The organism is Aminithiophilus ramosus (assembly GCF_018069705.1).
Taxonomy (GTDB): domain Bacteria; phylum Synergistota; class Synergistia; order Synergistales; family Aminithiophilaceae; genus Aminithiophilus; species Aminithiophilus ramosus.
The window spans coordinates 357,335-379,644 of the sequence record NZ_CP072943.1; the positions used below are offsets into that span (position 1 = coordinate 357,335).

Below are 22,310 nucleotides of genomic sequence, written 5' to 3' on the forward strand. Positions count from 1 at the left end.
CCTACTTCTTCAGCTTCGGGTCGAGTGCGTCGCGCAGACCGTCGCCGAAGAGGTTGAACGCGATGACGGCGATCACGAGGAACGCGCCGGGGAAGACCGAGATGTGCCACGCGTCGCGCATATAGATCTTCGCCGACGTGAGGATCGTCCCCCACTCGGGGTGAGGCGGCTGCACGCCGAGGCCGAGGTAGGAAAGGCCAGCCACCATCAGGATGGAGTTGCCGACGCCGAGCGACACCTGCACGAGGTTCGGCGAAAGGGCGTTCGGAAGAATGTATCGGACGAGGATCTCGGCGTCCCCCGCGCCGATGGCACGCGCCGCCTCGACGAACTCGCTGTCCTTGACGGTCATGACGGAGGCTCGGGCGATGCGGGCGAAACGGGCGATGCCGGAGACGGAGAGGGCTACGAGCAGATTCAGGGTGCTCGTCCCGAGCGCGGCCACGATCGCCATGGCGAGCAGCATGAACGGCACGGCGAGGATGACGTCCATGAAACGCATGATGAGATTGTCGATCCGCCCGCCGTAATAGCCTGCGATCATGCCGAAGGGCGCGCCCAGAAGGAGGGACAGGACGATCGCTCCGATACCGATGAAAAGCGAGTATTTCGTCCCCCAGAGGATGCGCAGCAAGAGGTCGCGGCCGAACTCGTCACAGCCGAAGAGATGCTTCATGCTCGGCTTCGCCAGGCGATTCATCAGATCCTGCTCGATGATGTGTTCGTTGTAGAAGGCCTTGCCGGTCGCGACGTCGATCGCGATGGTGGCGACCGCCACGCCGAAGAGCAGGAGCACCGTGACGAGACCGGCGACGGCCATTCTGTTTTTCAGAAACTGCCTGAGCGACTGTTCGAAAGGCGTCCGGGCCCGGCTTGCGGCAGGAGGCGTCTTCAAGCTCATTTCGATGCACCTCCCCTGGCCCAGGCGCTCCGGTACTGCGATTTGATCCTCGGGTCGAGGAAGGCGTAGAGGAGATCGACGATGAGGTTGACGAGGGTAAACAAGATCGCGAGCGTCACGACGCACCCGAGTACCGCGGGCGTGTCCTTGAAGGAAATGGACTCGACGACGAAACGACCGACGCCGGGCCAGGAGAAGATCGACTCGGTGAGGACCGACCCTCCGAGCAGCACGCCGAAGTTGAGCCCTATGACCGTGACGATGGGGATGAGAGCGTTTTTCAGCATGTGTCGCCAGATGACGGTGTTTTCCGACAGCCCTTTGGCTCGCGCCATGTCGATGTAGTCCTGGCGCACGACGTCGAGTACCGACGCGCGCGTCGTGCGCGCGATGAGGGCGGCGAATCCCGAGCCCAGAGTCAGCGTCGGCAGGACGAGGCTCATCCAGAAGGCCCCGAACGTACGCCCCATGCCTGAGGCCGGGAACCAGCCGAAGTTGACGGAGAAGACGATGACCAAGATCAGCGCGAGCCAGAACGTCGGCATCGCCGTCAGGAACAGCGTGATGAACATCGTCACGTTGTCGAGGGCCGAGTACTGCTTGATCGCCGACAGGATGCCGACGGGGATCCCGACGATGACCGCGAAGAGGATGCCCGCCACCGCCAGCGAGATCGTGTTGTCGAGACGCCCCATGATCAGCGCGGTCACGGGCTGTCCGTTGCGGTAGGACGTTCCCATGTCGCCGCGGACGAGATTCGCCATGTACTTGCCGTAGCGGACGAGAAAGGAATCGTTGATGCCCAGTTCGTCGCGCAGCGACTCGAGGGCCGCCTCGGTCGCGTCGGCGCCGAGGATGATTCGCGCCGGGTCTCCGGGGGCGAAGTGCATGATCGTGAAAACCATGAATGTCGCACCGACCAACACAGGCAGGGTCATGAGGCAGCGTTTGAGGATGTATCGCCACATGTCAGAACGTCTCTTTCAGGAACCGTAGGGCGTTGCCGCCGATCACCTTCGCGATGTCCGCGTCGGAGTAGCCGTGCGCGACAAGCCATCGCGGAATGTTCCACCAGACCTCCGCCGGGTTCTCGCACCCCGAAACGTAGGCGCTCTCGACGAACGTCTCTCCGCCATCATCGCCGTAGGCGTCGGCGCAGAAACGGTGCAGCCCGACGTGATCACCGAACATCGTGTCGGGGCCGAACGTGACATGATCGATGCCGACGAGATCCTTGATGTATTCGAAATGCTCCATGACGGCGTCCAGGTCGTGCTCCGGATGGGAGTGGGACATCGTCGTGTGCGGTGCCGTCTCGATGCCGAAAAGGCCGCCCTTGTCGGCGCAGGCCTTGATCACGTCGTCAGGTTTCATCCGCTTCGTTCTCCACAGGGCACGGGCACCCGAGTGCCCGATCGTGACGGGCTTTCTGCTCAGCTCTATCGCCTCCTTGGTCGTGACGTCTCCCGCGTGCGAGAGATCGATCGGCAGGCCGAGGTCGTTCATCCGGTGAACGACCCGCTCGCCGAAGGCCGTCAGGCCGCCGTCGCTTTTCTCCGAGAGGCCTCCGCCGACGGCGTTCGACTGGCTGAACACGAGCCCCGCCATCCGCACGCCGAGGCCGTAGAGGATATCGAGACGGTCCAGATCGTCGCCGATACAGCTCACGTGCTCGATCATCGGAAACCAGGCGACCTGCCCCCTCTCCTTGGCGCGATCGATATCGCCGACGTCGCTCGCCTTGACGAGGAACGCCGAATGCATCGCGTCGCAGCTTCTCATGCCGAGTTCCGCGACGGTCTCCTCCCAGGAGGCGCCCCTGAAGACCTGGTTGCCGAAGAGGGCGTCGAGCGGCGAGTGTGCGACACCGTCGTAACCGGTCGCGATCCTGCCCGATGCGTAGTACTCGCTCAGTCCTGAGATATCCGCGGGCAACACGCGCAGATGGTCATGCAGGCTGATGACCGGGCTGTTTTCGAGAAGGTGTTCCAGGCGGGCTTCCTGCTCGTCCGTCAGCGGGACGAGGTTCCACGGGACCCGTTCCGTCTCCTGCGACAGACGGATCTTCGTCGGTTTTGCGTCGCCGAGATAGTCGAAGGATCGGTACCCCCTGTACGCGCGTTTCGTCGGAACGTTCATCTCACATCGCTCCTCGTCAGTCCTCCCGGCCGGTCCTCTCGCGCTCCATGGCATCGGCGAAGTCCGCCTTGACCGTCCGCAGGTTCTCGGGCTCGCAGATCAGGTCCACGCCGGTCAGTGAGAGGATTTTCGCCGCCTCCGCGAGCGCCCGATGGGCGTCCGCGCTTTTGCCCGCATCGAGATAGGCCTGGCTGTGAGAGGGTGTTCCTTTCGGGACAAAGGCCGTACGGATGCACGACCCGGGAACGAGCCGCATGACGGAGGCGAAATCCGTCGCCCCGGTCTTTCTGCGCGGTTCACCGATCTGTCGTGCACCGATGTGCCGCGCGTTTTTCATGAGCATGTCGTTGAGCGAGAGGACGGGAATCTTGCTGTGCATCTCGCCGATCTTGACGATGTCGAAGGTCGTCTCCGTCATCAGGGCCGCGCCCTGGAGAATGTTTTCCACGCGCGCGATGACCTGGTCCAGGTAGTCCCGGTTGTACGAGCGCAACTCGATGCGGGCGACCGCGCGGTCCACGATGGCGTTGACCGCGCTTCCCCCTTCCTCCACGATCATCGCCATTCTCGTGTCGTCGAGCACGTGTCCCCGCAGGTAGGCGATGCCGTTCGAGGCGAGCATCAGCGCTTCCAGGGCACTGCGCCCCTTGTCCGGCGCGATGGCGGAGTGGGAGGAGACGCCGCTGTAGGTGACGCGGAAGTCGGAAAGGGCCATCGACTTGATGTCGGTCGTGCAGGCATTGCCGCCGTGCATCATCAGAACGATGTCGTGGTGACGGAAGGCCCCGTTCGCGAGCATGGAGGTCTTGCCGCCGTCTTCGATCTCCTCCGCCGGGGTGCCGATTACCTCTACGGTATAGGGGACATCGATCAGCCTCTCCTTGAGCGCGACCGCGGCGCCGATGCAGCTCGGCCCCTGCAGGTGGTGCGAGCAGCCGTGTCCCATCGGCAGCGCGTCGTACTCGCAGAGAAGGCCTATGTTGGGGCCTCCCGTTCCGTTGCGCCATACGGCGCGAAATGCCGTCTCGAGCCCGGCATACGGCGTTTCGACCTCGAAGCCCCGCGACCGCAAGGCGTCCGTGAGGAGCTTGCAGGCATAAAATTCCCGGAAGCCGAGCTCCGGATGGTCGAAGAGCGCATCGCTCATTTTCGCCAGGCAGGGCGCGAGGCTATCGATATGGGCTTCGATCGCGGCCTTTGCGTCGTTCAACTCCATCAACACACCTCCGAATGAGGGCACGGGAAAGCCTCAGCCCGTGTATCCGAATTTTTTGGATAGTTCACTCGTTTCGTGCAGCAGGCTGTTCAGACACTCACGGATAAAATCGTCGCTGAAACCGTCTTTGTTCCCGGAGATGGACATGCTGCCGACGAGGATGCCGGAATACTGCAGGACCGGTGCCGCGATGCCGACCGAGCCCATGACGCGCTCGTCGGCCGTGATGGCGTAACCGTCCCGCTGGGCCTGCATCACGGCCTTGAGGAGTTCCTCCCGGCTCGTTATCGTGTTCGGCGTCAAGGCGGGATAGCCCTCTTCGCCGGAGAAAAAGGCCTCGCGGAAGTTATTCGAGGCGAACGCGAGGAGTATCCTGCTCGAGGCACCCACGTAAAGCGCCGTTTCCTGATAGGCGGACGGCTCGACAAAGCTCTGGTGCTCGCTGATGCGATAGGCGCAGAGCTGCTTCATCCCGTGCAGGATGGCGAACGAGACCGTGCGGTTTAATCGATTGTATAAGTATTCCATCGAGGGGCGGATCATCGGGATGAAGGGGTTCGTGTTCTCGTAGACCCTGCCAAGCGAGAGAACGCGCGGCCCCAGCCGGTAGACGCGCCTGTGATCGTCGAAAATCAGGTAGCCCATGTGGGCGAGCGTGCCGCAAAGCCGCATGACGCGCGACTTGTATAGCCCCAGCTCGGACGCGATCTCCGTCAGCGTCATTTCCGGTCTGCCCTGCAGACAGTCCAGAACCTGAAGACCCTTTGTCAGCGTTTCGAGTTGCTTTTCCGATTCTTTCGACTTCCGGCCCGTCGGCACGCGATCACCTTCTATGGTTGTTCTGATGGGCAGAACCATGTTTTTGCAAGAGGAACAGATTGAGTATACAGTTGCGCAATCCATTTGTCAATAGGCCTTAGTCGCGCAATTTCGAAAACCGCGAGCGCCTCGATCGGTTCCCTTGTAGAGGGGGCCGAGTTCGCGCCGATTCGAGAGATGCCCCTCGACTCGGCGGATATCGCGTCGTCAGGCCGACGGGGGATGGCGGTCGCGACAGGGCGCGTGGCCATCCCGACCGTGATCGAAGCCTCAGACGGGATGGCCCCGCTCCCCGTCGTGGCCGTGGGCGAGGCGGGCGTCCCGCTCCGTTGAGTCCGGGAGGCGCCGTTCCGCGGACGAAAAAGAAGAAACGTCATCGGCCCGACAAGGAGACGCTTTGAGGGATGAAAAAATTGTCTCGAATCCGCACCGATGGGGTCATGAGGGTCCCCGACTCGGTGGTCCCGACGGGTTCCGCCCTGCTCGGGCCTGGCGATTCGGGCGCGTCGATCCTTGACAGGACCGACGGAGAACGTATAACATGTGGCGAACGATTCGGCCTCTGGGCCGAAAGACAGCCGGGAAGGAGGACCTCACGATGATCTGTAACGTCACGAACGGCGCCGACAAGGCCATGATGATGTGCATGATGCCGCGAGGGTCCTCTCCTGGAATGGTGGGTGCCTGAGGCATCCCGCAGCCATGCCGGGCCGGACCCTTTTTGGGGGTCCGGCCCTTTTTTGTGCCCCTCTTCCGGGGACAAAGGGCGCCGTGAGGGAAAGAGGAAGGGGCTGGTCGATCGGTAGGGAAAAAGAGGCGACGAATTGCCATCACGGGGGAGGTGGTTCCCCCTCCGATGTGCCGAGGGGCTTACGGGGTCTCGCGGCCGAAAGAGAAACGACATCCAGGAGGAGCGATGGAAATGAGACGATTCCTGTCCGCCCTGTGCGTCACCCTGCTGCTTTCCACGACGGCCCTCGCGGCGGCGCCCGAGAAGATCACCATCGGCGTCACGCCCTTCCCTCACGGGGAGATCATGGAGGTCGTCAAAGGTCTTCTGGCGAAGGAGGGCTACGAGCTGGTCATCAGGGAATTCAGCGATTACGTGACGCCCAACAGCGCCCTGGCCGAGGGGAGCCTGGACGCCAACTTCTTCCAGCATGTCCCCTACCTGGAGAACACCTGCGCCGAAAAGGGCTTCGATCTCGTCTGGGTGGCCAAGATCCACATCGAACCCCTGGGCCTCTACTCCGAAAAGATCAAAGACTATCGGGATCTGAAGAAGGGCGACTCCATCGCCATTCCCAATGACGGCACCAACTGCGCCCGGGCCCTTCGGCTTCTCGAGGCCAACGGCCTCATCAAGGTCAAAGAAGGGGAACTCGTCACGGCCTTGGACGTCGTGGAGAATCCCAAAAACCTCAAGTTCATCGAACTCGACGCCGCCCAGCTTCCCCGCACCCTGAAGGACGTCACGGCCGCCGTCATCAACACCAACTTCGCCTCCGAGGCGGGGCTGATCCCCTCGAAGGACGCCCTTCTCATCGAAAGCGGCGATTCGCCCTATGCCAACGTCGTCGCCGTAAGGGCCGAAAGCGTCGAGACGCCCGCCGTCCGGGCCCTGGTCAAGGCCGCCACCTCGCCGGAGGTCAAGGCGTTCATCGAGGAAAAGCTCGTTCCCAAGGGCATCGTCCCGGCCTTCTAGGCCCGAAAGAGAAGGGCAGGCGACAAGAGACAGACCAAGAGGAGGCCCGAGGCGGATTTCCGCTTCGGGCCTCCTCTTGAAAGATTTTCGTCTCGGCGGGGGCCCCTGAGCCGATCTCCCTTGGCCTTCGGCCGAGGTGCGGTCTTTTCCCGGCGCTGTCCCCCCCCCTCTTCGTGAACCGACGGGAGGAGCGGACCTGCCCTTTTTCCGGGACGGAGCCGAGGCCGGGGCCTGTGCAGGACGGCCTCGGGATCAGGCGTAGGAGCTCCGACTGATCGTCAGATCGTCGGGATTGAGAGCAAAGGAGACGAAGCGCTCCTCCTGGGTGATTTCGATGAAGGTCCGCTGAATCTCGATGATGACGCCGGGGCGGAGGACATGACGGATGGCGATGATGCCCTTGCGGGTCTCCTGGAGGAGGAGGCTCTCCATGGAGGCCTTTTTCTCCTTCATGATATTGAGGCGTTTTTTCTGCAGGGCATACTGATCGAGGATGGACCGGAGTTTCTGGGTGAAGGCGACGGGGAGGAGCGGACCTCCTTTGGAGAAGATTTTCGTGCTGATGTCGTGAATGGTCTTCGTCACCTTTTCGAGGTTTTTTTCCAGGGACCGGATCTCTCCGTCGAGCGCGTCGACCTGACTGCGGAGGCGGAAGTTCTCTCCCACCTGGAGTCGCGTCCGGCTGCTCATGGGCGACCCCGCCGATTGGGCGTCGATGCGTCGCAGGGCCGAGACATCTCCGGCCAGGATTCCCTTGCGTCCCTTGACGCGGATGGAGTCGCAGCTGCGGACCGTGCCGTGGAGGATGTGGGATTCGACGAGGATCGATCCGTCGACGTAGAGGGTGGCTCCTTCGACGAAACGAACGCGGAGGGAGCCCCCGGCGTCGACGCGCGTCTTCTCTCCCAGGAGCCCGCCGCGGATGCGGACGTCCCGTCCGGCGTGAAGGGTGGCCGATTCGACGTAGCCCCCGATGGCGATGTCGAAGGCGGCCTGGACGAGGAAGCCTTCGCGGACGTTGCCCGTCACGGTGACGCTGCCGTCGAAGCGGATGTTGCCCGTCGAATAGTCGACGTCGCCCTGAATCGTCAGCACGGGGCGGACGGAGAGGGCCGTCCCCTCCAAATGGGGCTGTCCCCAGGTCTCGGCGACGAAGTGGATGCCGTCGTCGGAGAGGACGCCCGATCCGGCGGTGAGAACGGCCGACCTGGGCCTCACCGGGGCGATCTCCCGGCCGTAGATGTCCCTTCCGGCCTCGCCGGGAATGGGGGGGTGGAGGATGGCCAGGAGCTCTCCGGGGCTGACGGAGGGAATCTCGCCCTTTTCCCTGTAGTCGATGGCCTCGTCGTCGTCGGAATCGGTCGCCAGCGACGTCTGGAGGGGGACGAGAATCTCCACCCTCCCCTCGCGGGGAGGGATGGGAGGCGTGCCCTGGGCGGCCAGAATGCGCCGGAGGGGCTTTTTCTCCGCCTCGCAGCTTTCGATGGCCCGAACCAACTCCTCTTCGAGGAGGGCCCGGATGCCGGCGCGGGCCAGGTCGTACTTGATGTCGAGGAGGTCGAGGGGGCGCCCGTCTCCCGCGGAGGGGGAAAGGTCGACGAAGAGGCTCATTCCGTCTTCCGTGACGTAGAAGCGGAAGGAGCCGTCGACGGACAGGGGGGGGCAAGCGGCTCCTTCTCCTCGTCGAAGTCCTTCAGGGACGTGACGTCGCGGAGCAGGTTTTCCAGGATCAGATCGACGTGTCGCTCTTCCTTCACGAGGGAGCCCCCCTTTCCCCGTCGTCGGTGATCTCCAGGCGATGGCCGAGGGGGTTCTCCGGCCGACCGAGGGGCCTTTCGGTCGTTGCCGACGGGCTCATCCGCTGGGCCAGGGCCTGTAGGGGGAGGAGGTGGAGTTCCTCCTTGAACAGGCCCGTGCAGACTTCGAAGGAGTCGTTGACGTAGCAGATCATCCCCTCTCGGTCGGCCAGAACGATGGGGAGCGCCAGGTCGTTCAGGGCGGACTCGAGGAGGGCGATGGCGTCCGATGCCCGCCGCTGTTCCTCCTCGTGGCGGAGCGTCCCGGCGATGAGGGCCATGCCGCGCCGGATGAATTCGGTCTGGTCGTAGGAGAGGGTGCAGCACGACGGGTCTTCGTCGCCCTGGGGGGAGCAGAAGGCGATCAGTTCCGCTGCGGAGGAATTGGGGGTCCTGAAATGGAAGGGGAGGGCCACCGTCTTCGCCGTCTCGCCGACGGCGAGATCGCCTCCCGTCCAGCGGAGAAGGAAGCCGGCCTCGGGCCTCTCCCGGCGCAGAACGGCCAGGAGCCCTTCGAGACAGAGCCGGAGGCGTTTCTCCAGAGGCGTTTTCCCGTCGAGGAGAACCGTCGCCGCCGAGGCGAGGGCCTCCTGGCGCCCTATCGCCGCCGTCAGGTCGTGGATCCGTCGTTGTGCCTCCTCTTTCTGTCTCTGGGCGGCCGTATCGTCGCGGAAGACGGCCGTGATCTCCCCTTCGGGAAAGAGCAGAAGAGAGTAGTGCCTCCAGCAGAAGAGGTGGCTGCGCCGCCGGAGGATGACCGTGCAGCTTCGGTTCTCCCCTCTAAGGAGCACATCGTCGAAGAGCTGGCGCAGCTCCCTGTGGTCGATATCGCGGAAGTACTCCTCGAAGGTGGGCGTTTCCGAGGGAAGGGGACCGTCGAGGACCTCGGCGGCGCCGTTACGGTGTATCAGCCGGTAGGTCCCCTCGTCGGCGACGTGGCGGAAGAGGAGGACGCCGCTGGGCGCGTAGCGGTGGAGGAGGCGGAAGCGCAGGAGGGCGCGGTAGTGGCGCCATGCCGGGAGGAGGACGGCCTGAAGGGAGAGAGGACCCAGAGGGCTTACGATGAAACCGAGAGGGTCGACGGAGGTGGCCCGCTCCAGCCCGGCCCCGTCGCCTTCGGAGAGAAGGAAAATAAAGGCGGCTTCGCCCAGGTCGCGGATTTCCCGGGCCAGGACGACCCCGTCGCCGTCGAGGTCGATGTCCAGGAGGATCAGTTTCGGCGCCGTCTGCCGGAAAAGCTCTTTGGCCGCCGAGCCCTCGGTGGTTATCCCCGTCACGGTCCAGCCCAGGGCGTGGGCCTGACGGGCCAGTTCCTCGGCCTGAAGGGCCTCTTGTACGACGATCATGAGAGTCTTTCGGTTCATTCTTCACGTCCCCCTTCCAGCCTTTTTCTCCGCGCTCCATCGCCCCGAGAGGCGGTGCCCGCCGACAGGGACAGGTCCGCACGAGGGAGGCCGACGAGGGCCCGGGAGAGGGAAAGAGGCATGAAGGAGGCGACGAGGGCTCGCCGAAAAAGGGGCGGGAGAGAGTCGAGAAGGCCGGAGACGATCCCGGAAACCCTGTCCGTATTATAAGACCTCTTCCGTTGCCAACCAAAGAAAAGTTTGCAATTATCAATTAAATAAAAATAAATTTATTTTGTGATGATTTGAATTTTTGCGGCGACATGTTTTTTGCGTTTTCCTTTGTTTCGGTAAGGTGTTTCCCCGTCGAGCGCTCGGCAGGGACGGGAGCGGCCTGCGCCTGAGGCGATGGGCAAACACGCGCCGATGACAGAGGGTGCGGGACCCCTCCCGCACCCTCTGTCATCGGCCTGTGTTCGCCGCAGGGGCCCGGAACGGGGCGGCCCCTTCCCGCGGGTTCAGCGGGTCACGTAAGCGTCGAGGGGTTTCGCCCGGTACGCGTTGGAGCCCATCTTGTCCGTCGTGACGTATCCCGGAGCGGCGTTGACGATGTCGGGCAGGCGGTTGACGATGGTGGCGCAGGTCAGCTCGACCGTGGCCGGCCGGTTGATGATCACCTGCGTGTCGGGCTCGCCCGTCAGGGTCCAGTCGTTTCGGTCGAACTCGTCGGGGGCGTAAACCTTGCCGATGCACTCCGTCTCGATGGTGATGCCCTCCTCCGTCTCGGTGGTGACCACGGCCGCCATGCCCGTCGCATGTCCGGCGGGGATGGTGATGCCCAGGGTTTCCGAGTGGAGATCGGTGTCGTGGGTCTGGGGGATGCACTTCTGGGTCTGGGACGTGACCGTCAGACCGAGGCGGCCGCAGAGCCATCCGTTGACGTTCCACATGTAGGAGGGAAGGAACTGCCCCCTGTCGATGAGGGCCTGGCGCTCGGCGGGAGAGATGTCGTCGGAGGCGGCGATCTCCCGGGCGAAGGCGTCCAGATCCAGGCCGGCTCCGTGGACCTGGGCGAGGGCGATCCCGTAATCCTCGACGTTGTAGCTGGACTTGCCCCGGATCCTGTGGATCCGGTGCGTCGCCCCGGCGAGGACGGCGATGAGGTTTCCCCAGAAGACATCCTGGTATCCCGATCCGCAGAGGGTACAACCGTTCTTTTTCGCGAGGTCGTCGAGTTCTTTCGTGATGGCTGCGGAGGAGTTCCAGGGGAAAAAGGCCTCTTCGCAGGTGCTGATGGCGTTGACGCCGTTTCTCGCGCAGGCGAGGAAGGCCGACCGGAGGTCGCTCATGAGGCTCATGGTGGTGATGATGCAGGCGTCGGGCTTGAGGGAGGCGAAGGTCCGGTCTGCCTCGGAGGCATCGAGGACGATGACGCCCTTCTTCTCCGTCCCGAGGATCTCGCCGATATCCCTGCCGATGACGGCCGGATTCTGATCGAAGGCGGCGACGATTTCGGCGCCCTTCTCGTAGACGTACCGCATGGTGTAGGCGGACATCTTTCCGCAACCGAACTGAGCGACACGAAGCTTACGTGACATACAACACACCTCCTGAATGTGATCGATCAGGACATTCGAAGGTCGTCCTTCAATCACTGTAGGGGCTATCCCTGGTATAGAGTCAAGAGGCTTGTTAAAACTTTATCGGGATCTGGAGTTTGATGGACATGGCCCGCTCGTTGTCGACGAAAACGGGGAGGTCCGTTATGACCTCGCAGAGGTAGTCGCCGGCGAAGAGGTAGCCCTTCTCGGAGGCGTGGGCGAGAAGGCGTCCGGCGTAGCGCTTTTCCTTGTGGAAATTGTCGCAGGAGATGCAGAGGTAGATCTGAGAGGGAAGCGTTTTCACGTTGGAGCTGCACTGGAAGTCGTCGTCGACGAAGATGAAGACCTCGGTGGAGACGAAATCCCCTTCGGCGAGCCGATTCTGCCGCATCAGGGTGCCGACGTTGCAGAAATAGGCCATGGGGAGCCTGTTGAGGGCGATGTGCGTCTTCAACTCGCGCAGGATGTATTCGTAGGTGTCGAGGCCGAAGTCGTAGAAGTTGATGCCGCTGTCGTAGAGGTAGATCTTCCTCTCGGGCATGAATTCGGTGAAGATCGTGCCGTCCCGGGGGGCGGAGTGGTAGCGCCTGTAGTTGACGAGAGTCCGTTCCACCGATTTCCTTGTGGCACGGAGCCGGTCGATCTCTTCGTCGAGCCGTTTTTTCTGCAGTTCGAGGAGTTCCTGGATGACCGACACGTCCTGCCTGTCGAGCTGGGCCTTGATCTGCCGGAGGGACATCCCGAGGAGCTGGAGGTTCTGGATCATGTCGAGTCGGGCGGACTGTTTGATGTCGTAGTATCTGTAGCGGTTGGCGTCGACGGATTGGGGCTTGAGCAGGCCCAGCCGGTCATAGAGCCGCAGCGTCTGGATCGAGACGCCGTTGATCGCGGCCATTTCACCGATGGACAGTCTCTCCATGTCGAACCTCCTCCGGCGGTTTCCGAGCCCTTCGGGGCGAAACCGCCTCACCGTGGGGGCAGGGCCGGAGGGTGGCGCATCGAAAGCCTCTCCTGCGATGTCCCCTGCATGCGGCGTCTCCTGGGAGCCTGTCGGACGTCTCTGGACAAAGGTGTTTTGCCTGACCTATGGCACTAAGAGCTTGACTTTGAGAGCGAAGAATCTCTTTTGGATAGCTCAAGGGGCTATTGGTCGACGATTGCCGGATCAAGGCCGACAGGCTTCTGGCTGGAGAGAGACCGAAAGGCGTTCCTAAGGTGCAGTCCTGCCGGTCAGCCCCGGAGGGGCGTAGAGGGGGTCGAGGGCCTCCTCGTCGGGAAGGTAGATGCGCAGCGTGAGGGAGAAGGGGCCGTCGGGAGCGGGAAGCCAGTTCGATTCCCTCCCGGCGCCGGGAGTGTCCTTCTGGATGTAGAGCGTCAGAGAGCCGTCGGGGCCGAAGACGAGGCCCGGCGTCCTGTCGCCGATGGAGTAGCGGCCGATGGCGTTCGCCACGAGGAACTGGTCGGGGAGGTCGTAGAGGGTGAGGGACCAGAAGCCGCCTTCGCCGACGGGAGGGAGCTCGTCGGCGCCGAAGGAGATCTCGTAGGCGTTCGCCGAGGCGTCAAGAGGTTCTCCGTCGATAGCCGTGTTGGCGCTGGGATAGTAGGCCTCCTCGAGGTCGTTTCCGTAAAGGCCCACATAGGCCGCTCCGGCCCGGACGAGATACTCTCCCTGCAGTTGCTCCCGGCTGCCGAAGATGCGTTTGGCCAGATTCCAGCCGTTCCGGCTCTCGCTCAAAGAGGCGGCCGAGTGGGCGATCTCGTCGAGCGCCTGGGCGATGCCCTCCTCGACGGCCGCCAGAATCGCCTCGTCGTAGTTCCTCTCGTCGAAAAGGAGACCGGGAGCGATGCCGATGGCTCCGAAGCTCTCGATGAGCTCCTCCTCCGAGGGATCGACGACGAGGTTGGCCAGGAGGAAGTTGAAGTAGCCGATGAACGAGGCCGACTCGGCCAGGTCTTTCACGTAGAGAGGGAAGATGTCTCCGGAAGGAGCCTCGGGAGCGGCCTGGTCCAGGAAGGCGGAGAGGGGGCGGGCGACGTAGTTCCGCTGAAGGGCGAGGACCGTTTCGAGGTCTCCCTCGACGGTCCCGTCGACGAGTGTTCGGCCCAGGCAGAGGACGAAATCGCCCTCGCTGCGGAAGAGATCGTCGACGCCGTTCGGTTTCTCTCCCTGCCAGTTCGGTCCCGCGACCAAGAAGGTACGGGCTCCCCTACCCGTCGTCCGCGTCCCGACGTAGCCGAAGTTGTAGGTGTACATGTCGACGAGCTGGAAGGAGACGTAGCGGTCCTCGACGGCCGGTGCGCTGATCACCATCGGCTCGGCCCGAAGGTCGAGCCAGAGCGTCGAGTAGAGGGTGTCGTTGTTGGGACGGACGATGTCGGTGTAGCTCGGGTCCTGAAGACGGGTGGAGTGAGTGAAGACGTTGAATCTCCCGGGGAGAAGGGCCTGGGCCTGCATGGTCTTGTAGTTCTCCATCATGGGGAAGGCGAAGATGTAGGCCTCCCTGGCCAGGGAGCGGGCCTCTTCGGCCGTAAGAGCCCGATCCGACGAGGAGCAGCCGAAAAGAGGGACGAGAGAGACGATGAGAAGCAGCGGCAGGCGCCGCAGAAATCGGCCTCTTTCCTTCATGGGGCGATCTCCTTCCTTGCGGCCCGGAATGGGGGTGCCACGAGTCCGCCGGGAGAATTATCTCACAGAAGGATCCCGGCGAGGACCGCTTCGGAGGGAAGGACGCCCTCCGGGCCCGATCGGCCGCCGCTCTCCATGGGCCGTTGTCCTCCTAGGAGAAGTCGAGGGAGCGAGGCGCGACGTTCATCAAGCCGAGGTCCCGTCCGGCTCCCGTCCGCTTTCGTTTTCCGTCGGCGCCGGGCGCGCGGATTCCGTCCGGCTCCGGTTCGTCAGTCCCTTTCGCCGCCTCCGAGGGCTCTCTGTCCCCGGAGAAACCACCCCTTGCCCTCGACGATCCGCGAGATGAGCAGGGAGGAGCAGGTGTCGCCCGTGGCATTGACCATCGTGGCCGCGGGATCGACGAGAAAGCCGATGGTGGCCACGATGGGGAAGGCCTCGGGGGGGAAGCCGTAGAGGCTGACGATGAGCATTTCGCCGACCAGTCCGCCGCCGGGAATTCCTGAGAGGACGACGCCGCTCAGGACGGCGACGGCCACGGCGCTGGCGTAGGTGCCGACGCCGGCAAAGGGCATGTTGAAGATGCCGAAAAGGAAGGCGATCTTGAGGATCCCGCTCAGGCAGGAACCTTCCATGTGGGCCGTGGCCCCGATGGGAAGGACCATCTCGCGGATGTCGGCGGGAATGCCCATGCGGGCCGCCGCCGCGAGGTTGACGGGCAGCGTGGCCGTGCTGCTCTGAGTCCCCAGGGCCGTTACGGCGGGGGGGATGATGTTCTTCCAGAAAAGGGCAAGACCTTTGCCCTCGGTGGCGATCCAGGCGTAGAGGGTGAAGGCGATGAAAAAGTAGCCGAAGGTGACGACGTGGTAGACGACCATGGAGCGCATGTAGGCGCCGAGGAGATTGGGGCCGAAGTCGCCGACGAGGGCGGCGAAGTAGGCCGCCAAGCCTATGGGAGCGTAGTACATGACGATTCTGACGAGATTGAGCATGGCGTCGGCGGCGACGGCAATGGCCCGCGAGAGGGGGCGGGCCCGCTCTCCCAGCATCTGGAGGCTGACGCCGAAAAGAAGGGAGAAGAGGATCAGCGGCAGCATGTGACGCCGCGAGAGGAGGTCCTGGAAGTCGCTGACGGTGAAGGCCTTGACGATTTGGTCGGCCGTGCTGAGGGGCTGGAACTCCTCGGGGGCCGTCAGGGCCAACGCCGTTCCCGCTGCGGGAGGATAGAGCTTGACGGTGACGAGCATGAGGAGGGCGGCGATGGCGCCGGTGACGAGAAAGACCGCGACGAGGGCGCCCATGACGCGGCCGAGACGGCTCATGGAGGCCATGTTGGCCACGGCGCTGCAGATGGTGGTGAAGACGAGGGGGACGACGATCATGAACAGGGCGTTCAGAAAGAGGTCTCCCAGGGGTTTGAAGACGAGGGCCTCCTTGCCCATGGCGAGCCCCAGAAGGGAACCGCCGACGATGGCGGCCGGCGAGGATAATCGGAAAGCGGTAGGTCTTCCACAGGCTGTTGCGGGTCTCAGTCATTCTCCTGCCTCCTCAGGTATTGTCGATAAAAGGTCTCTTCGTCCTCCTTGGCGGTGTTCGGGGCCTCGTCGGCTCAGCCTTTCCCTCCCGCCGGGCTCTGCCTTTTCACCTCCTTCCGTATAAGGGGCCTGTCGGCCAGGCCCGCCGGAGGCCTGCCTGGCCGAGGTCTTCTCCTCTGCCGATTCGCATCATAAAATCAGAGACCGTTTTTCTGCAAGTCCTTTCTCCTTGCGGCGACGGGAGAACCGTCATCGGTCGCGCCCGCTTTACGGAGGGTCATCGTTTCCCACGTCGAACGTCAGAGGCCGAAGGGGACGCCTGGCGTCCCTTTCGGCCTCTGACTCGGTGAGACTCTTCCGCGGCACGGTTCGAGGAGGCCCTCCCTCAGAGCGTCTCCAGCCTGACGGCCGTTCCGCAGACGGTGACCATCAGCATGTTCTGGCCGTTGCTGCCGATGACCTCGTAGTTGACGAGCATGCCGACGACGGCGTCAGCTCCCAACGCCGAGGCCCTCGCCTCCATCTCGGCCAGAGCCTTGTCGCGGGCTCTCTGGAGCTCTTCCTCGTAGGCTCCCGAGCGGCCGCCGAAGAAATTCGTCAGCCCAGCCTTGAAATCCTTGAAAAAATTGGCTCCCACGATCACTTCGCCGAAGGCGATGCCCAGATAGCGGCCGATCTTCTTCCCCTCGACGGCGTGCGTCGTCGTCACGATCACGATGGTTTCTCCCCTTCCATGAGGGGGGCCTTCTTTTCGAGCCCCTTCTCCTCCCGTCGAGAATACGCCTCCCGCCCCTCTCCGATCAAGGAAGGGCCTTTCCAGGTCGGGGCGGTGACCTTCAAGAGACGGACTGTCGTCCGACGCGCCGGGGTGACATTTTCCCTGTCCTCTTCACGAGTGACAATACCATTGTCCGGCGACAAGGGGAGAAATTTCAGTTGACAAGGGGAATGGAAGTCTCTATAATCCCCGAACAAGTGGGGAAAGAAGGGACCTTTGTCCGCTTCTTGCCTCGACCGATCCGAAAGATGAAGGGAAAGGAGGAGTCGCCATGACGCGTCGTATCGACATGATGATGTGCAGCATGATGATGTGCGACGGCGGCGGATCTCCTCCAGGAAGGATCGGCGACTGTTGACCTGTCGCTGTCTCGAATGGGCCGGGATCCCCAGGGGATCTCGGCCCTTTTCCTATCCATGAGGAGGTTTTACCTGTGAAGAAGACCTTTGTCGTCCTTGCGCTGCTCGCTCTGTATGCCCTTGTCGCCCTTCCCGCCTCGGCGGAGCCGGAGAAATTGAAGGTGGGGGCCACGGCGGGCCCTCACGCGGAGATCCTGGAGTTCGTCAAGGAGGGAGCCCGAGACCTGGGCCTCGATATCGAAGTCGTCGAGTTCAGCGACTACATCGCCCCCAACGCGGCCCTCGATCAGGGCGATCTCGACGCCAACTCCTACCAGCATCAGTTCTTCCTGGACACGCAGAACAAGGACCGGGGCTACCACCTCGTCTCCATAGCCAAGACGGCCGTCTGCCCCATGGGCTTCTATTCCAAGAAGCTCAAGAGCATCGACGAGCTGGCCGACGGTGCCACCGTGGCCGTCCCCAACGATCCGGCCAACGTCGGGCGTGCCCTCGTCCTGCTGGAGCAGAAGGGATTCATCAAGCTCGCTGAAGGCGTTGGCTACAGGGCTTCCGTCCTCGACGTCGTCGAGAACCCCAAGAAGCTGAAGCTCATCGAGATCGAGGCACCTCAGCTTCCCCGCTCCCTCGATGACGTCGATCTGGGCGCCGTCAACGTCAACTACGCCGTCGATGCCGGTCTCTCTCCCCTTGAGGATGCCCTTCTCATCGAAGACGCGGCGACGTCGCCTTTCGCCAACATCCTCGTCGTCCGCGAGGCCGACAAGGATCGCCCCGCCCTTCGGAAACTCGTCGAGGCCTACCAGACCGATGCCGTCAAGACCTTCATGCTCGAACGCTTCAAGGGGGCCTTCGTACCGGCGTGGTAGACGGCGCAACGGGAATCGCAGCCCGAAAGGAGTTCATTCCAATGGCCATTTCCCTCAGGGGATTGACGAAAGTTTACGGCACGGGAGCGACGGCTCTCAAGGCTCTTGACGCCATCGATCTCGACGTCCCCGACGGGTCGATCTTCGGCATCATCGGCTCCAGCGGGGCCGGCAAGAGCACCCTCATCCGCTGCGTCAACCTGCTCGAGCGCCCCACGGCGGGGACGGTCATCGTCGGCGGCGTCGATTTCACGGCCCTGGCCGAGGCCGACCTCCGCGAGGCGCGCAAGAAGGTGGGCATGATCTTCCAGTCCTTCAACCTCCTGGCGCGGCGGACCGTCTTCGGCAACGTGGCCCTTCCCCTGGAGCTGGCCGGCTGGTCGAAGGAGAAGATCGGTCCCCGCGTCGACGAACTCCTCGATCTGGTGGGCCTGGCCGATCGGCGGAATCACTACCCTTCCCAGCTTTCGGGAGGGCAGAAACAGAGGGTGGGCATCGCCCGCGCCCTGGCCAACGGCCCCGACGTGCTCCTTTCCGACGAGGCCACGTCGGCCCTCGACCCGAAGACGACGCAGTCCATCCTGGAACTCCTTCGCGACATCAACGAGAGACTGGGGCTGACGATTCTCCTCATCACCCACGAGATGAACGTCATCAAGGCCGTCTGCCACAACGTGGCCGTCATCGACGAGGGGCGCATCGTCGAACAGGGGCCCGTCCTCGACGTCTTCACCGATCCCCGCGAGACGGCGACGCGCGACCTTCTGGGCGAGATCATCGGCGTCGATCTCCCCGACAGCTTCGGGGGGCTCGACTTCTCCCGCGAGACCATCGAGGGCGGCGACGTGGTCGTTCAGCTTCGCTTCTTCGGCAACGTCGCCGCCGAGCCCGTCATGTCCGATCTGGTGCGGCGTTTCGACGTCGACGTCAACATCCTGACGGCCCACATCGATCACATCCGCAACGTCCCCTACGGAACGCTCGTCGTCGGCCTCTCCGGCGACGAGGGGCAGCGCCGGGCGGCGCTGAAACATCTCGAGTCCCTCGATCTCAAAGTGGAGGTGGTCGGCCATGTCGGCAAAGCTCTTGGCGCTGCTGTTTAGCTCCCTGGCCGACACGCTCTACATGGTGGGCGTATCGAGTCTCATCGCCTTCCTCTTCGGCCTGCCCCTGGGTGTCGTCCTTCTCGTGACGGAGAAGGGGCAGCTTCTCGAAAGTGCCGTCATCAACCGTCTTCTGGGCTCCGTCGTCAACGCGGCCCGATCGACGCCCTTCATCATCCTCATGGTCCTCCTCATCCCCGTGACGCGGGCCATCGTGGGGACCTCCATCGGCACTAACGCCGCCATCGTCCCTCTGGCCATCGCGGCCACGCCTTTCGTGGGCCGCGTCATCGAGGGGGCTCTGAGGGAAGTGGACGGTGGCGTCGTCGAGGCGGCGCTCTCCATGGGGGCCTCGCCCTGGCAGATCATCGTCAAGGTCCTCCTGCCCGAGGCCCTTCCGGCCATCGTCGTCGGTCTCACCCTTTCGGTGATCAACCTCATCGGCTACTCGGCCATGGCCGGGGCCATCGGCGGCGGCGGCCTGGGCGACCTGGCCATCCGCTACGGCTATCAGCGCTTCCGCCTCGACGTCATGTTCCTGACCGTCGTCGTCCTCATCGCCCTCGTCCACCTCTGCCAGGGGCTGGGCGACCTCCTGGCCCGAAGGCTCCGTCGCGACGGAAGGAACTGACGTCTCGGAGGGAAAGCGGAACCCCCGCAGGACCCGGTCGATTCGCGACAGGTCCTGCGGGAGCTTCGGACCCGCGCCGGCCGGTCGATCGCGCCGGCGTCACCGGAGAGGGGCTCGAAGGACAGACTCGGCAGAGCCCCTCCGTCGAGACCTCCTCTTTTCCCCTTCCGCCCCTTTGACGAAAGGCGCCTTTGTCCTATGCTCTTTGCGGTCCCCCCATCGTCGGCGACGAGAGGACCGTTTTCCCCGGGCCGGCGAGATCGAGGGGAGACTTGTGCGATTCCGGCCACGACAGAGGAGAGCGACAGGATGGATATTCGATCGCTGGGCTACCGCACGGACCTCATCTTTCCCCGCTTCGATGGGGAGATCTTCGATCGCGGCGGCTATCTGGTGGCCCTGACGCCTCAGAATCCCTCCTTCTTCTGGGGGAACTTCGTCCTTTTTCCGGGTCCTCCCGGCGCGGGCGATCTGAAAAGGTGGAAGGGCGTCTTCGACGAGGAGGTCCGCTCGAGGCTGGATGTCGACCATTACGCCTTCGGATGGGACGGGGTCGATGGGGAGATGGGCGAGATCGGGCCCTTCGATGCGGAGGGATTCAGCCTCAATCGCTCCGTCGTCCTCGCCGCCGACCGTGTCACGATCCCCCGGAAGTACGATCGGTCCGTCGTCGTGAGACCCATCGAGGGCGATGACGAGTGGGAAGAGGCGACACGAAACCAGATCGCCTGTTCCGACCCCTGCTTCGATCCCGAAAACTACAAGATCTTTAAAGACGGGCAGATGGCTCGGTACAGGAAAATGGCGGCTTCAGGCTTGGGTTTCTGGTTCGGCGCCTTCCTGGAGGAGAAGCTCGTGGCGGATCTGGGGATTTTCTCGACGGGGAGTTTGGGACGCTTCCAGAACGTGGGGACTCATCCGGACTATCGCCGCAGGGGCATATGCGGTGCTCTCGTCCATCAGGCCAGCCTTTTCGTCCTGGACACAATGAAAGTCGAGACGTTGGTGATGGTCGCCGATAAAGACTACCATGCCTTGGCCATTTATGAGTCGGTCGGTTTCATCCCAAAGGAACGTCAGGTCGGAGCCTACTGGTGGGGAAAAAAGAGGTAGGATAAACTGAAAGGCATCGTCTACCTTGCCAGGCGAGGCGGTCTCTTTCAAGCGTCTGGCCGGGTGGCGAGAGGCTCTCGGGCCTCGGTGGGAGGATAACAGGAGGGCGCGGACCGTTTTTGACGGTTCGCGCCCTCCTGTTTAAGGCCTTCAGCCCTTTTCCGCCGCGGCGACGGTGATGTTGCGGCACCGCGTCTCGGGGATGAGGAGGGCGCAGGCGATTCCGAAGAGGGAGCAGGCCAGGGCGAAGGAGAAGAGGGCCCGGTACTGGACGAGGGGGGCGGCGTCGGGCATTCTGTCGAGGATCACGCCCATGGCCGTCGTGATGAGGGCCGCTCCGCCGAAGGCGACGGTGTTGACGAGGGCCACGGCCATGCCCGTGTAGCGGGGGACGTTGATCTCCTTGGCCACGGCCCAGGTGAGGATGAAGGCCGTCGAGGTGACGCCCATGACGAAGAAAAGGGGCCTGAGGAGGGCCTGGGGGGGCATGCCGCCGTTCCAGAAGACCAGAGGCGTGAGACAGAGACAGAAGAGGGCCGTCATGGTGAGGATGACGGGCTTGCGGCGGCCGATGCGGTCCGAGAGGCCGCCCGTCATGATGCCTCCGGCCATGGCGCCGAAGACGATGTAGGAGGCGATGGCCGCCGCCGCCGGGCGGGCCAGGCCGTAGACCTTCTCGATGTAGGAGATTCCCCAGGCGCCGGAGAAGGCCAGGTAGATCCCCATGATGGAGGCGTAGAAAAGGGCCGCCGGCCAGATGCGCCAGTTGGAGAGGATGGCCCGGAATCCCTCGGCGAGGGAGGGTTTCCCCCGCGTCGGCGGGGCGGCGTTGAGAGGGGCCAGCCCCATGTCGGCGGGGGCGTTGCGGATCAGAAGCCAGCAGAGGCCTCCGAGGAGGAGCGAGAGGGCGCCGATGGCGACGAAGGTCGTCCTCCAGGTGAAGGCCGCCACGGCCCAGGCCAGAGGGGCCTGGGCCAGGACGCCGCCCAGACTTCCGACGAGGTTGGTCACGCCCGAGAGGGTGCCGAAGTCGCGCTCGCGGAACCACATGGAGAGGACCTTGAGGGTGGCGATGAAGACCGTCGAGACGCCGATGCCGACGAGGAAGCGGCCGGCGAAAAGAAGGGTCGTTCCCTGGGCCATGCCGAAAAGAAGCGAGCCCGCCCCGGCCAGGGTCATGCCGAAGGTGACGGTGGCCCGCGCTCCCAGCGAATCGGCCAGGTAGCCCACGGGGATCTGCATGACCATATAGGCGTAGAAGTACATCGATGCCAGAGACCCGAAGGCCGAGCCGCTGAGGCCGAAGTCGTCGACGAGATTCTGGCGGACGACGGCGGCGGCGAGACGGTGGAAGAAGACGACCATGTAGGAGGCGAGCATGATGGCCCAGACGATCCAGCGGTAGCCGTAGCCCTTCGGTGCCGTTCTGCATTCTTCAGTCATTGAGGGATTCTCCTTCTTCGGTCCAGATGGGAGCTGTAGGTCTCTGCTGCAAGGCCGATCGCGGCCGAGGCGGACGGGCCTGCCGTCGCGAGATCCGAGGGGGGCCGGCCGCTGCGGGAAGTTCCGCTGTCCCAATCGGCTCCGGCGCTCTCGAGGCCCGAAAGAGAGAACGTCGTGACCTTGGAGCGGGACAGGGCGCTTCGCGCCCTCTGCCGGGGAGGGGCGTCCCTCTCGGGCGGAATCCGGTTTCGGAAAAAAGGTCCTGCGAGAGGTCCGACGGGAAGGGGATCTCCACGAGAGGCCTTTCGTTCGGGATGGGAAAGATCTTTTCCGAGA

Annotated in this window: 19 protein-coding genes; 5 read left to right on the plus strand and 14 right to left on the minus strand. The window is 63.6% G+C overall.

The genetic code is table 11. The features are described 5' to 3' along the window. Nucleotide 1: 1 nt before the first annotated feature. Genes KAR29_RS01425 through KAR29_RS01445 form a run of 5 tightly spaced genes read right to left on the minus strand, consistent with a single transcriptional unit; the run spans nt 2 to nt 5,114 of the window. The gene (locus KAR29_RS01425; RefSeq protein ID WP_274373880.1) at nt 2-901 is read right to left on the minus strand and encodes an ABC transporter permease; all 900 of its coding nucleotides are present in this window, start codon (nt 899-901) and stop codon (nt 2-4) included. Further along, on the minus strand, nt 898-1,869 hold the full coding sequence (locus KAR29_RS01430; protein WP_274373881.1) for an ABC transporter permease: 972 nt from the start codon (nt 1,867-1,869) through the stop codon (nt 898-900). Before KAR29_RS01430 ends, KAR29_RS01425 begins: the two co-directional genes overlap by 4 nt. Before the next feature lies 1 nt (nt 1,870). Then, the gene (locus KAR29_RS01435) at nt 1,871-3,040 is read right to left on the minus strand and encodes a dipeptidase (RefSeq protein WP_274373882.1); all 1,170 of its coding nucleotides are present in this window, start codon (nt 3,038-3,040) and stop codon (nt 1,871-1,873) included. Between the two features lie 16 nt (nt 3,041-3,056). Further along, complete coding sequence (locus KAR29_RS01440; protein WP_274373883.1) at nt 3,057-4,256, minus strand: M20 family metallopeptidase; 1,200 nt, start codon at nt 4,254-4,256, stop codon at nt 3,057-3,059. Nucleotides 4,257-4,289: 33 nt separating this feature from the next. Continuing rightward, the gene (locus tag KAR29_RS01445; protein ID WP_274373884.1) at nt 4,290-5,114 is read right to left on the minus strand and encodes an IclR family transcriptional regulator; all 825 of its coding nucleotides are present in this window, start codon (nt 5,112-5,114) and stop codon (nt 4,290-4,292) included. Between the two features lie 883 nt (nt 5,115-5,997). Between KAR29_RS01445 and KAR29_RS01450 the strand changes: the two genes are divergently transcribed. After that, nucleotides 5,998-6,780: a MetQ/NlpA family ABC transporter substrate-binding protein gene (locus tag KAR29_RS01450; protein WP_274373885.1), complete on the plus strand. Its 783-nt coding sequence runs from the start codon at nt 5,998-6,000 to the stop codon at nt 6,778-6,780. A 252-nt stretch (nt 6,781-7,032) separates the two neighbouring features. Here KAR29_RS01450 and KAR29_RS01455 read toward each other — a convergent pair whose 3' ends face one another. The 8 genes from KAR29_RS01455 to KAR29_RS01490 form a co-directional block, all read right to left on the minus strand. Further along, nucleotides 7,033-8,391, minus strand: a complete 1,359-nt coding sequence (locus tag KAR29_RS01455) for a DUF342 domain-containing protein (RefSeq protein WP_274373886.1) — start codon at nt 8,389-8,391, stop codon at nt 7,033-7,035. Next, a complete protein-coding gene (locus tag KAR29_RS01460; protein ID WP_274373887.1) occupies nt 8,388-8,537 on the minus strand; it encodes a hypothetical protein in 150 nt (49 codons plus the stop codon). The genes KAR29_RS01455 and KAR29_RS01460 overlap by 4 nt, the downstream gene beginning before the upstream one ends. Next, nucleotides 8,534-9,940, minus strand: a complete 1,407-nt coding sequence (locus KAR29_RS01465) for a PAS domain-containing protein (RefSeq protein ID WP_274373888.1) — start codon at nt 9,938-9,940, stop codon at nt 8,534-8,536. The genes KAR29_RS01460 and KAR29_RS01465 overlap by 4 nt, the downstream gene beginning before the upstream one ends. 497 nt (nt 9,941-10,437) lie before the next feature. After that, nucleotides 10,438-11,517 (minus strand): NAD(P)H-dependent amine dehydrogenase family protein, encoded by a 1,080-nt coding sequence (locus KAR29_RS01470; protein ID WP_274373889.1) that lies wholly within the window; start codon nt 11,515-11,517, stop codon nt 10,438-10,440. Nucleotides 11,518-11,611: 94 nt separating this feature from the next. Beyond that, complete coding sequence (locus KAR29_RS01475; protein WP_274373890.1) at nt 11,612-12,439, minus strand: MerR family transcriptional regulator; 828 nt, start codon at nt 12,437-12,439, stop codon at nt 11,612-11,614. 291 nt (nt 12,440-12,730) lie between these two features. Further along, nucleotides 12,731-14,146 carry a DUF1254 domain-containing protein gene (locus KAR29_RS01480; protein ID WP_274373891.1) on the minus strand — a complete coding sequence of 472 codons (1,416 nt, stop codon included), beginning with the start codon at nt 14,144-14,146 and terminating at the stop codon, nt 12,731-12,733. A 269-nt stretch (nt 14,147-14,415) separates the two neighbouring features. After that, nucleotides 14,416-15,585: a dicarboxylate/amino acid:cation symporter gene (locus tag KAR29_RS01485; RefSeq protein ID WP_274373892.1), complete on the minus strand. Its 1,170-nt coding sequence runs from the start codon at nt 15,583-15,585 to the stop codon at nt 14,416-14,418. 478 nt (nt 15,586-16,063) lie between these two features. Next, nucleotides 16,064-16,393: a YbjQ family protein gene (locus KAR29_RS01490; protein WP_274373893.1), complete on the minus strand. Its 330-nt coding sequence runs from the start codon at nt 16,391-16,393 to the stop codon at nt 16,064-16,066. Nucleotides 16,394-16,889: 496 nt separating this feature from the next. Here KAR29_RS01490 and KAR29_RS01495 point away from each other — a divergent pair, with 496 nt between their 5' ends. From KAR29_RS01495 to KAR29_RS01510, 4 genes are all read left to right on the plus strand, one after another. After that, the gene (locus KAR29_RS01495; protein ID WP_274373894.1) at nt 16,890-17,684 is read left to right on the plus strand and encodes a MetQ/NlpA family ABC transporter substrate-binding protein; all 795 of its coding nucleotides are present in this window, start codon (nt 16,890-16,892) and stop codon (nt 17,682-17,684) included. Between the two features lie 41 nt (nt 17,685-17,725). Next, complete coding sequence (locus KAR29_RS01500; RefSeq protein WP_274373895.1) at nt 17,726-18,787, plus strand: methionine ABC transporter ATP-binding protein; 1,062 nt, start codon at nt 17,726-17,728, stop codon at nt 18,785-18,787. After that, on the plus strand, nt 18,771-19,418 hold the full coding sequence (locus KAR29_RS01505) for a methionine ABC transporter permease (protein ID WP_311135603.1): 648 nt from the start codon (nt 18,771-18,773) through the stop codon (nt 19,416-19,418). The genes KAR29_RS01500 and KAR29_RS01505 overlap by 17 nt, the downstream gene beginning before the upstream one ends. A gap of 309 nt (nt 19,419-19,727) precedes the next feature. Beyond that, on the plus strand, nt 19,728-20,531 hold the full coding sequence (locus tag KAR29_RS01510; protein ID WP_274373897.1) for a GNAT family N-acetyltransferase: 804 nt from the start codon (nt 19,728-19,730) through the stop codon (nt 20,529-20,531). A gap of 150 nt (nt 20,532-20,681) precedes the next feature. Here the strand turns inward: KAR29_RS01510 and KAR29_RS01515 are convergent, their stop codons facing one another. Next, a complete protein-coding gene (locus KAR29_RS01515; protein WP_274373898.1) occupies nt 20,682-21,974 on the minus strand; it encodes an MFS transporter in 1,293 nt (430 codons plus the stop codon). Nucleotides 21,975-22,310 lie beyond the last annotated feature (336 nt).